The 11,997-nt window shown below is 64.4% G+C and carries 12 protein-coding genes; 9 read left to right on the top strand and 3 right to left on the bottom strand.

Annotation, left to right across the window (positions count from 1 at the left end; genetic code table 11):
* Positions 1-15: 15 nt before the first annotated feature.
* The 3 genes from tal to HZA32_07370 all read right to left on the bottom strand — a co-directional run bounded on the left by tal (position 16) and on the right by HZA32_07370 (position 2,830).
* Positions 16-966 (bottom strand): transaldolase, encoded by a 951-nt coding sequence (gene tal, locus HZA32_07380; protein MBI5423893.1) that lies wholly within the window; start codon positions 964-966, stop codon positions 16-18.
* 7 nt (positions 967-973) lie between these two features.
* Complete coding sequence (locus HZA32_07375) at positions 974-2,380, bottom strand: HD domain-containing protein (protein ID MBI5423892.1); 1,407 nt, start codon at positions 2,378-2,380, stop codon at positions 974-976.
* A 63-nt stretch (positions 2,381-2,443) separates the two neighbouring features.
* Positions 2,444-2,830: a DUF423 domain-containing protein gene (locus tag HZA32_07370; protein MBI5423891.1), complete on the bottom strand. Its 387-nt coding sequence runs from the start codon at positions 2,828-2,830 to the stop codon at positions 2,444-2,446.
* Between the two features lie 48 nt (positions 2,831-2,878).
* Between HZA32_07370 and HZA32_07365 the strand changes: the two genes are divergently transcribed.
* The 9 genes from HZA32_07365 (at position 2,879) to HZA32_07325 (ending at position 11,956) form a co-directional block, all read left to right on the top strand.
* Positions 2,879-3,610, top strand: coding sequence for a hypothetical protein (locus tag HZA32_07365; protein ID MBI5423890.1), 732 nt, complete (start codon positions 2,879-2,881; stop codon positions 3,608-3,610).
* A gap of 105 nt (positions 3,611-3,715) precedes the next feature.
* Positions 3,716-4,138: a 50S ribosomal protein L13 gene (rplM, locus tag HZA32_07360; GenBank protein ID MBI5423889.1), complete on the top strand. Its 423-nt coding sequence runs from the start codon at positions 3,716-3,718 to the stop codon at positions 4,136-4,138.
* Positions 4,139-4,146: 8 nt separating this feature from the next.
* The gene (gene rpsI / locus HZA32_07355) at positions 4,147-4,545 is read left to right on the top strand and encodes a 30S ribosomal protein S9 (protein MBI5423888.1); all 399 of its coding nucleotides are present in this window, start codon (positions 4,147-4,149) and stop codon (positions 4,543-4,545) included.
* A gap of 103 nt (positions 4,546-4,648) precedes the next feature.
* The gene (locus tag HZA32_07350; protein MBI5423887.1) at positions 4,649-5,680 is read left to right on the top strand and encodes an N-acetyl-gamma-glutamyl-phosphate reductase; all 1,032 of its coding nucleotides are present in this window, start codon (positions 4,649-4,651) and stop codon (positions 5,678-5,680) included.
* A gap of 16 nt (positions 5,681-5,696) precedes the next feature.
* On the top strand, positions 5,697-6,929 hold the full coding sequence (gene argJ / locus HZA32_07345) for a bifunctional glutamate N-acetyltransferase/amino-acid acetyltransferase ArgJ (protein ID MBI5423886.1): 1,233 nt from the start codon (positions 5,697-5,699) through the stop codon (positions 6,927-6,929).
* Positions 6,930-7,152: 223 nt separating this feature from the next.
* Positions 7,153-8,604 (top strand): homospermidine synthase, encoded by a 1,452-nt coding sequence (locus HZA32_07340; protein MBI5423885.1) that lies wholly within the window; start codon positions 7,153-7,155, stop codon positions 8,602-8,604.
* Positions 8,605-8,623: 19 nt separating this feature from the next.
* Positions 8,624-9,763: a type III PLP-dependent enzyme gene (locus tag HZA32_07335; GenBank protein ID MBI5423884.1), complete on the top strand. Its 1,140-nt coding sequence runs from the start codon at positions 8,624-8,626 to the stop codon at positions 9,761-9,763.
* A gap of 28 nt (positions 9,764-9,791) precedes the next feature.
* Positions 9,792-10,673 (top strand): acetylglutamate kinase, encoded by an 882-nt coding sequence (gene argB / locus HZA32_07330; GenBank protein ID MBI5423883.1) that lies wholly within the window; start codon positions 9,792-9,794, stop codon positions 10,671-10,673.
* A 62-nt stretch (positions 10,674-10,735) separates the two neighbouring features.
* Complete coding sequence (locus HZA32_07325; GenBank protein MBI5423882.1) at positions 10,736-11,956, top strand: aspartate aminotransferase family protein; 1,221 nt, start codon at positions 10,736-10,738, stop codon at positions 11,954-11,956.
* Positions 11,957-11,997 lie beyond the last annotated feature (41 nt).

Raw genomic sequence — 11,997 nt, 5'->3', positions numbered from 1 at the left:
GTCGGCGCGTGCTCCTCAGCCGCGCTTTTTCGCCAGCAGTTGCTCGAGTTTCACGATGTCGGCGGAGAACTGGCGGATGCCTTCCGCGGTCTTCTCCGTCGCCATCGCGTCCTCGTTCAGCGCGAAGCGGAAGCTTTTCTCGTCGAAGCTCACCTTCGCGATCGCCGCGTCCTTCGCCGCGGCCGGGTCGAGCTTGCGCGTGATCGGCGCGTCGCTCTTCGCGAGTTCGGCGAGCAGTTGCGGGCTGATCGTCAGCAGGTCGCAGCCGGCTAGCTCGGTGATTTCGCCGGTGTTACGGAACGAAGCACCCATCACTTCCGTCTTGTAGCCGTATTTCTTGTAGTAAGTGTAGATCTCGGTGACCGACTTCACGCCGGGATCCTCGGCCGGAGCGTAGTCCTTGCCCGTGGATTTCTTATACCAGTCGAGGATGCGTCCGACGAACGGCGAGATGAGCTGCACTTTCGCCTCGGCGCATGCGACCGCCTGCGCGAACGAGAAGAGCAGGGTGAGGTTGCAGCGGATGCCGTCCTTCTCGAGCTGCTCGGCGGCTTTGATGCCTTCCCAAGTCGACGCGATCTTGATCAGCACACGCTCGCGGCCGATGCCCGCTTTCTCGTAGCGCGCGATGATCTCGCGGGCCTTCACGACGGTCGCCGCCGTGTCGAACGACAACCGTGCGTCGACCTCCGTTGAGACGCGGCCGGGGACGATTTTCAAAATCTCGCTGCCGAACAACACCAGCAACCCGTCGATCACCGCGCCGAGGTCGGCGCCGGCGGGTGCGTCCTTCACCGCTTTGTCGACGATCCACGCGTAGTCGGGCATGGCGGCGGCCTTGAGGATCAGGCTCGGGTTCGTCGTCGCGTCGCGCGGCGCGAATTGCTTCATGCTGGCGAAGTCGCCGGTGTCGGCGACCACGACGGTGAACTGCTTCAGTTGGTCGAGCTGGCTCGGGGAAGACATGAGGCCGTCACTTTAGGAACTGCGGATGCGCCCGCAAATAGTTCCTCATCCATAAAATCCCGCCGTCCTCGTCGTGGAATGCCCCATCGAGCTGCGACTCGAACGCTGCGTCCAAGGCCGACTTGAAGTGCGGCCCCGGCTTCATGCCCAGCGTGATGAGGTGTCGTCCCAAGAGGATCGGCTCCGGTGCGCGGTCGGCCACCACGAGGCGCTGTGCCGCATCCCGCAATTCGTGGATGCGGCGCAACGCCTCCTCCGACACCAGTGGCGGCCGGCCGAGATGGTCCGCGGTCATCACGGCGATCAACTCGTCCATCGTGGCCGGCGCGATCTTGCGCGCGAGCCGCCGCACCGTGGTGTCGCGGAAATGCGTTTGCCCGTGGTGATGCGCGAGGTGGTTCACGACGAGCGGCCGCACGGACTCGATCAAGTCGTGCGGCGCGCCGATGCGCTGCAGGAAACTCTCCGTCAGCGGCGCGCCCGCGGCTTCGTGACCGGGGCTGACCCAGCGCAACTGGCCGCGCCGCTCGGCTTGGTGCGTCGTGGTCGCCTTGCCGAAGTCGTGCGCCAGCACCGCCAACGCCAGCACGCGCCGCACGCGCGCGTCGCCGTTTTTCCACGCGTCGAGCGTCACCAACGCGTCGAGGCAATGCGCCGTGTGCACGAACGCGTCGCCTTCCGGATGCCATTCCGGCTCCTGACGCAACCCGTCGAGTCCGGCGATCTCCGGGAAAAACTTCAGCCAACCGCTCTCGCGCAGCACGAAGAGGCCGCGGGAGGGCTTGACCGACTTCAACGCCCACTTGTCCCACTCGCCCCACACGCGTTCGATGGCGAGTTCGCGGTAGGTATCGGCGATGGAGCGGCACAGCGCGGCGGTTTCCGGCGCGAGCGTGAGATCGAAGCGGGCCGCGAACTGAAACGCGCGCAACACGCGCAGCGGATCCTCCACGAAGGCCGCGCTCGTGTGACGCAGCACGCGCGCGCGCAGGTCGCGCTCGCCGCCGTGAGGATCGATCAGGCGGTTTTCGAGCGGGTCGAAGGCGATCGAGTTGATCGTGAAGTCGCGCCGCGCCGCCGCGTCGGCCTCGGTGAGATCCGGTTCCGGCTCGACCGCGAAGCCGCGATGCCCGGCGCCGATCTTCGATTCGCGGCGGGGGAGGGAGAAGTCGTATTCCGCGCCGGCGAGGCGCACTTTCAGCACGCCGAAACTGCGGCCCACCAGATCCGTCGGACCGAACGGCGCGAGCGCGCGCTGCATCTTTTCGTAGTCGAGACCGAACACCTCGACATCGAAGTCCTTCGGCTCGTGCCCGAGCAGCCAGTCGCGCACGCAGCCGCCGACGAGTCGCGGCCGCCCGCCGGCGGAGCGGAGCGTTTGGAGTGCGGCGAGAAGAGGCGGAGGCAGTTGCATGGCGCGGCGGAGCCGGTGCGGCTCAGCGTGCGACCTTTCAACGCCAGTGCAAGGCGGGCGTCGTCACGCCACCGGTCGCTTCCACGCTTGGAACGCGAGCAGGGCCCAGCCGGCGAGGAAGGCGGTGCCGCCGAGCGGGGTCACGGGCCCCAGCAACTTCGGTCCGCCCAGCGCCAGCCAGTAAAGCGAGCCGGAGAAAAAGATCACGCCAGCCACCCACAGCGCGGCGACGCGTCCGCTCGCGCCCGCGTGAGCGTCGCGCCAGCCGGCGAGCGCGAGCAGTGCGACGGCGTGCATGAGGTGGTAGAGCACGGCGGTTTTCCAAGTTTCGACGGAACCGTGGGCCTCGAGTGAGGGCTTCAGGGCGTGCGCGCCGAACGCGCCAAGCGCGACGCCGGTGAAGCCGAGCGCCGCCGCGGCGAGCGTGATATTGCGAGTCGAGCCGGTCATGGGAACCAGTGTGTGGACAATCCGTCCAAATCCAACCTTCCTGTGACCGTGCGCGTCTCAATCTTCTTCGCCTACTGCCTCGCGGCGGTGCCGCTGCTCGCGGCGGATGGAGATTGGACGCGCCAGGGAGACGTGTCGGTCGATTCGAAATTCGTGCGGCGCGGCATCGAGCGCGCTGGAGCGACGGTGACGCCCGCCGTGCGTCTGGCTGACGGATCATGGAAATTTGCGGCGCAGCTCGCGACGCCGTTTGAGGCCGCGAGCCGCAGCGAACTCGGCCTGAGTGCCGGCTACACCTACGCGACCGAGTCGGGCGTCAGCTGTGGATGGGAGGTCGCGCATTTCCAGTTTGGCGACGCACCCTTGGGACATGCGTCGCGTGCGACGGAATTGACCGCGTCGCTTTCGTTTCCCGCCGGCCCCGGTCGCCTGGTTGCCAGCTTCACGCGCGAGGTCGACCAGCGGGCCGACATCGGCGAACTGAGTTACGCCGGCGAATACGCGCTGAAAAGCTGGGGCGCCTTTCTGAATTACCGCGTCTACCTCGGTTCCGTTCGTGCGGAGGACGCCTTGCCTGACTTGCCCACGCCTCGCGTCGGTGATTCCTACATCTATCACGGACTCGATCTGACGCTGCCCTATCGGGTCGGTGGCCAGACCGTCCTGTCGGCCGGCGTCCACTATGCTGGCACGAACGGCGCCAGGTCGTTTTGGTCGCCCAGTGGCGCCTCGCCGGGCGGCAAGGTCTGGGTCAGTCTCGCTGCAAGCTACGAATTTTGAGCGATTAGACCCTAAAACCCGTTTCGCGCTGCCTCGCGCCGAAAATGTGAAAGCTTGGGTGTTGACAGGGTAGGGCGGAATCTTTCCCTTGGGCCTCTTTCCGCAATGAAAACCTATCTGGCCAAAAAAGAGACAGTCCAGCCCAAGTGGTATCTGATCGATGCCGAGGGGCAGGTTCTTGGCCGTCTCGCAGTTAAAGTCGCCAACATCATCCGTGGTCGCAACAAGGCCACTTACACCCCGCACGTCGATACCGGCGACTTCGTCATCGTCATCAACGCGAGCAAGGTCGTCCTCACCGGTAAGAAGGAAGAAGTGACCGAGTATATGTCGTTCTCCGGCTTCGTCGGCGGCGAGAAATACCGCAAGCTCACCGACGTCCGCGTCAAGAAGCCCGATTTCATCATCATGCAGGCCGTCAAGGGCATGCTCCCGAAGAACCGCATCGCCGCGAAGATGCTGACCAAGCTCCGCGTGTTCCCGGGCGCCGAGCACCCCCACACTGCGCAGAACCCCATCAAGCTTTGATCTGATCCATGAGCGCTGACTCCACCGTTTTCATCGGCACCGGCCGTCGCAAGACCTCCACCGCCCGCGTGCGCCTCGTTGCCGGCTCCGGCAAGCTCTCGGCCAACGGCCGCGACTTCGACGCCTATTTCAAGCACGACAACTTCGCCCGCCGCGCCGCTGGTCCGCTCGCGACCGCCGACGTGAAGGACAAGTTCGACGTCGTCGCCAACATCGCTGGCGGCGGCATCAGCGCCCAAGCAGGTGCGGTTGCGCACGGCATCGCCCGCGCGCTTCTGAAGTTCAACTCCGAGCTCCGCGTCACGCTCAAGAAGGCCGGTCACCTCACCCGTGACCCGCGCGAAAAAGAGCGCAAGAAGGCCGGCCAGCCGGGCGCCCGCAAGCGCTTCCAGTTCTCGAAGCGCTAATCGCTGGTCGAAGCAGGTTTTCATTCACGAACGGGGTGCCGAAAGCACCCCGTTTTTATTTGCGAACATCCCTCACGTTCCCATTTAGTCCCCCTTCAATTAGATGAAAGTCGGCATTGTCGGCGCGTCGGGTTACTCCGGCGAAGTTCTCGTTAAACTCCTCCTGGGCCATCCGCACGTCACTCTGGCGGCGGTCACCTCACGCCAACACGCGGGCAAGCCGCTCTCGAGCGTGATTCCGGCGCTGCGCGGCACCGCGGCCGACACGCTGAAGTTCATCGGCTCCGACGCGGCCGAACTCGCAGCGCGCGACGACATCGGCCTGTGGTTCCTCGCGCTGCCCCACGGCGCCGCGGCGGACTTCGCCAAGGCGCTCGTGCCCGCCGGCCGCAAGGTCATCGACCTCAGCGCCGATTTCCGCGTGGCCGACCTCGCGACCTACGAAAAATATTACGGCCACCACCACGCGCCCGAGCTGCTCCCGCACGCGCGCTACGTGCTGCCCGAGCTCACCGATCCGAAGTGGAAGACGGAGATCAAACTCGCGGCCGCGCCCGGTTGCTATCCCACGAGCGTGATCGTCCCGCTCGCGCCGTTGCTCGACGCCGGGCTCGTTTCGCGCGAACACATCGTCGCTAATTCCTTCTCCGGTGTCTCCGGCGCAGGCAAAAAAGCCGAGGAAGCCTATCTCTACTGCGAGCGCGCCGAGAGCGCCAAGGCCTACGGCCTCATCAAGCATCGCCACCTTTCGGAGATCGAGGAACAGCTCGCGATGCGCGCCGGCGCGCCGGTCGTGCTCCAGTTCAACCCGCACCTCGCGCCGATGCGCCGAGGCATCATCACCACGATCACCGCGCCCGCCGTCGCCGGAGCGACGATCGACGCCGTCTACGCCGCGTGGCGCGCCGCCTACACGGGCCGGCCGTTCGTCTCGATTCTGCCGACGGGCGAGACGCCCGACTCAGCCTACGTCACCGGCACGAATCGCGTGGATATCTCCGCCGTGCACGACGCGCGCACGGGCAACTTCGTGATCACCTCCGCCGAGGACAACCTCGTGAAGGGCGCGAGCGGCCAAGCCGTGCAAATCATGAATCTCTGGCTCGGTTTCCCCGAAACCGCCGGACTGCTTTAAGCACACACAACAAAAAATGACCCAACTCACCGTTACGCCGGATAGTGCAGGTATCACGGACGTTCCCGGATTTGAGGCGGCGGGCGTCGCATGCGACATCCGCCAAAAAAATGACCTCAAGCGACTCGATCTCGCGCTCGTTTACTCGCTGCGCCCATGCACTGCCGCCGGCACGTTCACGAAGAACGCCGTCAAGGCCGCTCCGGTGCTGTTGTGCCAGAAGAATCTCGAGGAAGGCGGCCCGTTCCACGGCTTCATTGCCAACTCCGGCAACGCCAACGCGTGCACCGGCCCCGAAGGCCTGAAGGATGCGAACACGATGGCGCAGCGCGCCGCCGCCTCGCTCAACCAAAAGCCGCACGCGTTCTTCGTCTGCTCGACCGGCCGCATCGGCCAGCCGTTGCCGATGGACCGCGTGATCAAAGGCCTCGAGCGCGCCGTCACCGAGAAGGGCCGCACGCCCGCGCACGGCAAAAAAGCCGCCGACGCGATCCTCACTTCCGACACGAAGGCCAAAACCGTCACCGTCTCTTTCACCTACGACGGCAAGAAGCACACCGTCGCCGGTTTCGCCAAGGGCGCGGGCATGATCCAGCCGAACATGGCGACGATGCTCGCGTTCCTCGCGACGGATTTTTCTGTGCCGCGCAGCTTCCTCCAGAAGACGCTCACCGAAGCGATCAACGGCACGTTCAACTGCATCACGGTCGATGGCGACATGAGCACGAACGACACCGTCATCATGCTCGCGAACGGCCACTCCGGCGTCTCCGTCGGCGACAAGAGCCCGCGCGAGCTCCGCGTCCTCTTCGCCGAAGCCGTCTGGAAAGCCTGCGACATCCTCGCCGACAAAATCGTCTCCGACGGCGAGAAGATCACCAAGGTGATCGAAGTGAAGGTGCAGGGCGCCGCGTCCGCCGAGGACGCCGAGAAGTGCGCGCGCGCCATCGGCAATTCCCTCCTCGTGAAATCGTCCTGGTATGGCGAAGACCCGAACTGGGGCCGCCTCGCCGATGCCGCCGGCTACTCCGGCGCAAAGCTTATCGAGGCCAAGCTCGACATCCGCTACAACGACACGCCCGCGATGACCGCCGGCAAGCCGCACCCCGAGCTGAAACCGAAGTGGAAGGAGATCGTGAAGAACCGCCGCTTCACCATCACGATCGACCTGCACCTCGGCAAAGCCGGTTACCGCCTCCTCGCGACCGACCTCACGGAAGGTTACGTGAACTACAACAAGAGCGAGTGAGCGCGCCGCGATCGTCATCGCGAGCGCCGCAACGCGGCGCGTGGCGATCCAGCTGATTTTCCGACGCGCGCGCACCGCGCGCGTCGCACAAGCGTGACGCAAATTCACTTGCACTCCCGGGCGCGCAAAAAAAGAGTCGCCCTGATTTTCCTCCTGCGCGGCGTCGCGTGAATTTTCCGCTTCGCCACCGCTTCTGCCCCTTTTTCAACCACCGCTCAGCACCATGATTCAATTCAACAACAAGATCCTCTTCGTCGGTTACGGCGCAGTCGCCGAGTGCACGCTGCCGATCCTCTTCAAGCACCTCAAGGTGCCCGCGAAAAACGTCACTGTGATGGATTTCGTGGACAAGAAGGAGAAGCTGGCGAAGTGGATCAAGAAGGGCGTCCGCTACGTCAACGACCGCGTGACCGAAGAGAACATGGCGACGATCCTCGCGAAATACGTCAGCGCCGGCGACATCGTCATCGACCTCGCGTGGAACATCGACGCCTGCGAAATTCTCCAGTGGTGCCACGACAACGGCGTGCGCTACATCAACACCTCGACCGAGCTCTGGGACCCCTACAAGTCCGGCAGCCACCCGACCGAGAAGACCCTTTACTGGCGCCACATGAATCTGCGCCGCATGACCAAGAAGTGGAAGGAGAAGGGCCCGACCGCCGTCATCGAGCACGGCGCCAACCCCGGCCTCATCTCGCACTTCGTCAAGCAGGGCCTCATCGACATCGGCAACAAGCTCATCGCCGACGGCAAAGCCAAGGGCAAGCGCGCGGAGAAGATCGCCGCGCTCATCGCGGCCGGCACCTTCAATGAGCTCGCCCAGGAACTCGGGGTGAAGGTCATCCACTGCTCCGAGCGCGACACGCAGATCACCGACAAGCCGAAGCAGGTCGACGAGTTCGTCAACACCTGGTCCATCGAAGGCTTCCGCGAAGAAGGCACCACCACCGCCGAGATGGGCTGGGGCACGCACGAGAAGACCCTCCCGAAGCACGCCTTCACCCACAAGGAAGGCCCGAAGAACCAAATCTGCCTCGCGCAGATGGGCATCAACGTCTGGGTCCGCTCCTTCGTGCCGAACTGGACCACCCTCGGCATGGTCGTCCGTCACGGCGAAGCCTTCACCATCTCCGACGCGCTCACCGTCTGGAAGAACGGCAAGGCCGTCTACCGCCCGACGATGCACTACGCCTACTGCCCGTGCGACGAAGCCATCGCTTCGCTGAACGAGATGCGCGGCTACAACTACAAGCTGAACGAAAATCAGCGCATCATGAACGACGAGATCACGGACGGTGCGGACGTGCTCGGCGCGCTCATCATGGGCCACGAATACAACTCCTGGTGGGTTGGTTCCGACCTCAGCATTCAGGAGTCTCGCCGCCTGGTCCCGCACCAGAACGCCACCACCATGCAGGTCGCCATCTCTGTCGTCGCCGCGACGATGTGGATGATCGAGAACCCCGACGAAGGCGTCGTCGTCCCCGACCAGATGCCGCACGACTACGTCCTCAAGATCTCGAAGCCCTACCTCGGCAAGTGGATCTCCCAAGCCTACGACTGGACTCCGCTCAAGGGCCGCGACACCACGTTCGCCAAATACAACAAGCCCGACCTCGACACGAAGGATCCGTGGCAGTTCAAGAACTTCCTCGTCACCGACGCTGGCTAACGACGAGTTCCACGCCGCCATGATCACGAACTCCCGGCTCCAAAAACTGGCCAAGCAGCACGGCACTCCGCTGTTCATCATCGACCACGATGCCCTCCGCAAAGCCTACCGGGAGTTTCGCAAGCACCTGCCGCGCGTGCAGGTCTACTACGCCGTAAAGGCGAACCCGGATCCGATGATCGTTCGCACCCTCTTCGAAGAGGGCGCGAGCTTCGACGTCGCCTCGATGCCGGAGTTCATGATCGTCTACCAGAACATCAAAAAGATGCCGGCGAAGCAGCGCCAGCAGTGGATCTGGGACAAGATCATCTACGCCAATCCGACGAAGCCGACCGACACGCTCGAGCAGCTCAACAAATACAAGCCGCTCGTCACCTTCGATAACCGCGAAGAGATCCACAAGATCAAGAAGCACGCGCCCAACGCCGGCCTCGCCCTTCGCCTGAAGGTCCCGAACACCGGCGCCATGGTCGAACTCTCCTCGAAATTCGGCGCGCATCCTGGTGAAGCCGTCGACCTCATCCTCGAAGCCGACCGCGTCGGCCTCACCGTCGAAGGCATCAGCTTCCACGTCGGCAGCCAGACGACCAATTTCGAGAACTACGTCCAGGCGCTCCAGCTCACGGCGAACATCTTCCAGGAAGCCCGCGAACGCGGCTACGCGAAGATGAACCTCATCGATATCGGCGGCGGTTTCCCCGCGCCCTACGACGAGTCCGTCCGCCCGTTCCCCGAGTTGGCGAAGGTCATCAACACCGAACTCGAGCGCCTCTTCCCGAAGGACATCCAAGTCCTCGCCGAGCCCGGCCGCTTCCTGGCCGCCGTCTCCGGCACGTCGGTCGCCTCCGTCATCGGCAAGGCCGTGCGCGACGGCAAGACGAGCTACTACATCAACGACGGCGTCTATCACACTTACTCGGGCGTCATCTTCGACCACTGCAAGTATCCCGTGAAGGCCTTCAAGAAAGGCCCGACTTCGCTCAGCGCCGTCTTCGGCCCGACCTGCGACGCGCTCGATGTCGTCTCGATGGCCGAGAATCTGCCCGACCTCGAGCGCGGCGATCTCGTCTACAGCGTCAACATCGGCGCCTACAGCCACGCGAGCGCGACCTACTTCAACGGCATGCCGCCCGCGAAGGTCGTGCACGAGAATCTCTGACGCCCGCGTCGCCGGCGCCCCGCTTTCGATGGACGTTCAAGCATACATCGCCAAGGCCCGCGTCCTCCTTGAGGCGCTGCCTTACATCCAGGATTTCCGCGGCTCGACGTTCGTCGTCAAATACGGCGGCAGCTTCATGGACGATCCGGACCCGACCGTGCGACTCCGCGTCGCCGGTGATCTCGCGTTCCTCGCGGCGGTCGGCATCAACGTCGTCGTCGTGCACGGCGGCGGCAAAGCCATCTCGAAGGCCATGGACGCCTCCGGCCTGAAGGCGAATTTCATCAACGGCCTCCGCGTCACCGACGAAGCCACGATCGCCATCGTCAAGAAGACCCTCGACGAGATCGTGAACAAGGACGTCTGCGACACGCTCGTCACCGTGAAGGCCCGCCCGAAGGGCCTGCCCGGCGACAGCGTCCTTGTTTGCCAGAAGCTCACGGTCGACGACGACGGCAATCCCTGCGATCTCGGCTACGTTGGCGACGTCACCGAAGTGAAGGTGAAGCTCGTGAAAAAGGAGATCGCCGACGGCTTCATGCCGATCATCTCCCCGGTCGCCGAAGGCCTCGACGGCAAGCCCTACAACATCAACGCCGACACCGCCGCCGGCCGCGTGGCCTCCGCGCTCCGCGCCCGCCGCCTCGTCTACATGAGCGACGTGCCCGGCCTGCTTTCCGACCCGAAGAATCCCGCGTCGCTCATCTCCACGCTGAAAGTCAGCGACGTCGACGGCCTGAAAAAGAAGGGCGTCATCGACAAGGGCATGCGCCCGAAAGTCGCCAGCGCCGTCCGCGCGCTCCAGGAAGGCGTGCAACGCGTCCACTTCGTCGACGGTCGCATGCCGCACAGCCTCTTGCTCGAAATCTTCACCGACAAGGGCGTGGGCACGGAAATTGTGCACGGCTGATACGGTCGGGCCCGATTTTGGGAGTGCGCCGCCGCGCGCGCTCGCCTGAATTTCGTTTTCTCATGAACCAGCCCTCCATCGTCCGCACCAACGCCGCTGAGCTTTACGACGCGTATGTGATGAAAAACTACGCCAAGTCCCCGCTCACGCTCGTGCGAGGAGAGGGCGTCTGGGCGTGGGACGACACCGGCAAGAAGTATCTCGATTTCGCCTCGGGCATCGCCGTCAACGCGCTCGGCCACTGCCATCCTGTCTGGGTCGAGGCCATCCGCCGCCAGGCCGGCGAACTCATCCACTGCTCGAACCTCTACCGCAACCCGAACTACGGCGAACTCGCGCGCCGCATTGTTCAGCAAGCCGGTCCGGGCCGCGTCTACCTCTGCAACTCCGGCACCGAGGCCAACGAGGCGATGATCAAGCTCTCTCGCCTCCACGGCATCCGGAAGTCCGGCGAAGAGGGCAAGTGCTACAAGATTCTCGTCGCGAAGAACGCGTTCCACGGCCGCACCTACGGCGGCATGAGCGCGACGCCGCAGGAGAAGATCCAAAAAGGATTCCGCCCGCTCGTGCCCGGCTTCGCCGCCGGCGAGATCAACAATGTGCAAAGCTTCGCCGACCTGATCGACGATCAGACGGCCGCGATCATGATCGAAACGGTGCAAGGCGAGGGCGGCGTCACGATGTGCACCGACGAGTTCCTCTGGGGCCTGCGCCAGCTCTGCGACAAGCACAACGTGCTCCTCATGCTCGACGAGGTGCAGTGCGGCTTCGGGCGCACCGGCGCCTTCTACGCATTTCAACATTCCGGCGTCCGCGCCGACGTCATCGGCATGGCCAAGGGCATCGCCAACGGCTACCCGATGGGCGCGATCTGGGCCGCGGAGAAACATGCCGAGCTCTTCACGCCCGGTTCGCACGGCACGACGTTCGGCGGTTCGCCGCTCGCCTGCGCTGCGTCGCTCGCGGTTTTCGAAGTGCTCGAACGCGAAAACCTGATCGCCAAAGTCGCCGCCAACGGTGCGGCGTGGAAAGCCCAGCTCGAGCAGCTCGCCGTCGAATTTCCGCAGCAGGTCCTCGGCGTCAGCGGCCGCGGCTACATGCTCGGCTTGCGCCTCACCGGAGATCCCGCGCCTTACCTCCCGCTCCTGCGCGACGGCGGCCTGCTTTGCCCGATCGCGGGTCTGAACACGATCCGCCTGCTCCCGCCGCTCATTGCGACTGCCGAGCACCTCACGCTCGCGACCGACATCATCCGTGGCGCGCTGGTGAAAAAAGCGGGTTGAGCGTCGCGATCGCTCGCGGGGAAAGTCCGGATTTAGGCCAG

This window comes from Opitutia bacterium (assembly GCA_016217545.1).
GTDB lineage: Bacteria > Verrucomicrobiota > Verrucomicrobiia > Opitutales > Opitutaceae > Didemnitutus.
The sequence above is the reverse complement of the archived record's forward strand: the minus strand, read 5'-3'. Positions and strand labels throughout refer to the sequence as shown.

What these genes read in the sequence shown, in the direction of transcription:
- tal (MBI5423893.1), bottom strand. Translation starts at nt 966, where the DNA reads ATGTCTTCCCCGAGCCAGCTCGACCAACTGAAGCAGTTCACCGTCGTG.
- HZA32_07375 (MBI5423892.1), bottom strand. Translation starts at nt 2,380, where the DNA reads ATGCAACTGCCTCCGCCTCTTCTCGCCGCACTCCAAACGCTCCGCTCC.
- HZA32_07370 (MBI5423891.1), bottom strand. Translation starts at nt 2,830, where the DNA reads ATGACCGGCTCGACTCGCAATATCACGCTCGCCGCGGCGGCGCTCGGC.
- rplM (MBI5423889.1), top strand. Translation starts at nt 3,716, where the DNA reads ATGAAAACCTATCTGGCCAAAAAAGAGACAGTCCAGCCCAAGTGGTAT.
- rpsI (MBI5423888.1), top strand. Translation starts at nt 4,147, where the DNA reads ATGAGCGCTGACTCCACCGTTTTCATCGGCACCGGCCGTCGCAAGACC.
- HZA32_07350 (MBI5423887.1), top strand. Translation starts at nt 4,649, where the DNA reads ATGAAAGTCGGCATTGTCGGCGCGTCGGGTTACTCCGGCGAAGTTCTC.
- argJ (MBI5423886.1), top strand. Translation starts at nt 5,697, where the DNA reads ATGACCCAACTCACCGTTACGCCGGATAGTGCAGGTATCACGGACGTT.
- HZA32_07340 (MBI5423885.1), top strand. Translation starts at nt 7,153, where the DNA reads ATGATTCAATTCAACAACAAGATCCTCTTCGTCGGTTACGGCGCAGTC.
- HZA32_07335 (MBI5423884.1), top strand. Translation starts at nt 8,624, where the DNA reads ATGATCACGAACTCCCGGCTCCAAAAACTGGCCAAGCAGCACGGCACT.
- argB (MBI5423883.1), top strand. Translation starts at nt 9,792, where the DNA reads ATGGACGTTCAAGCATACATCGCCAAGGCCCGCGTCCTCCTTGAGGCG.
- HZA32_07325 (MBI5423882.1), top strand. Translation starts at nt 10,736, where the DNA reads ATGAACCAGCCCTCCATCGTCCGCACCAACGCCGCTGAGCTTTACGAC.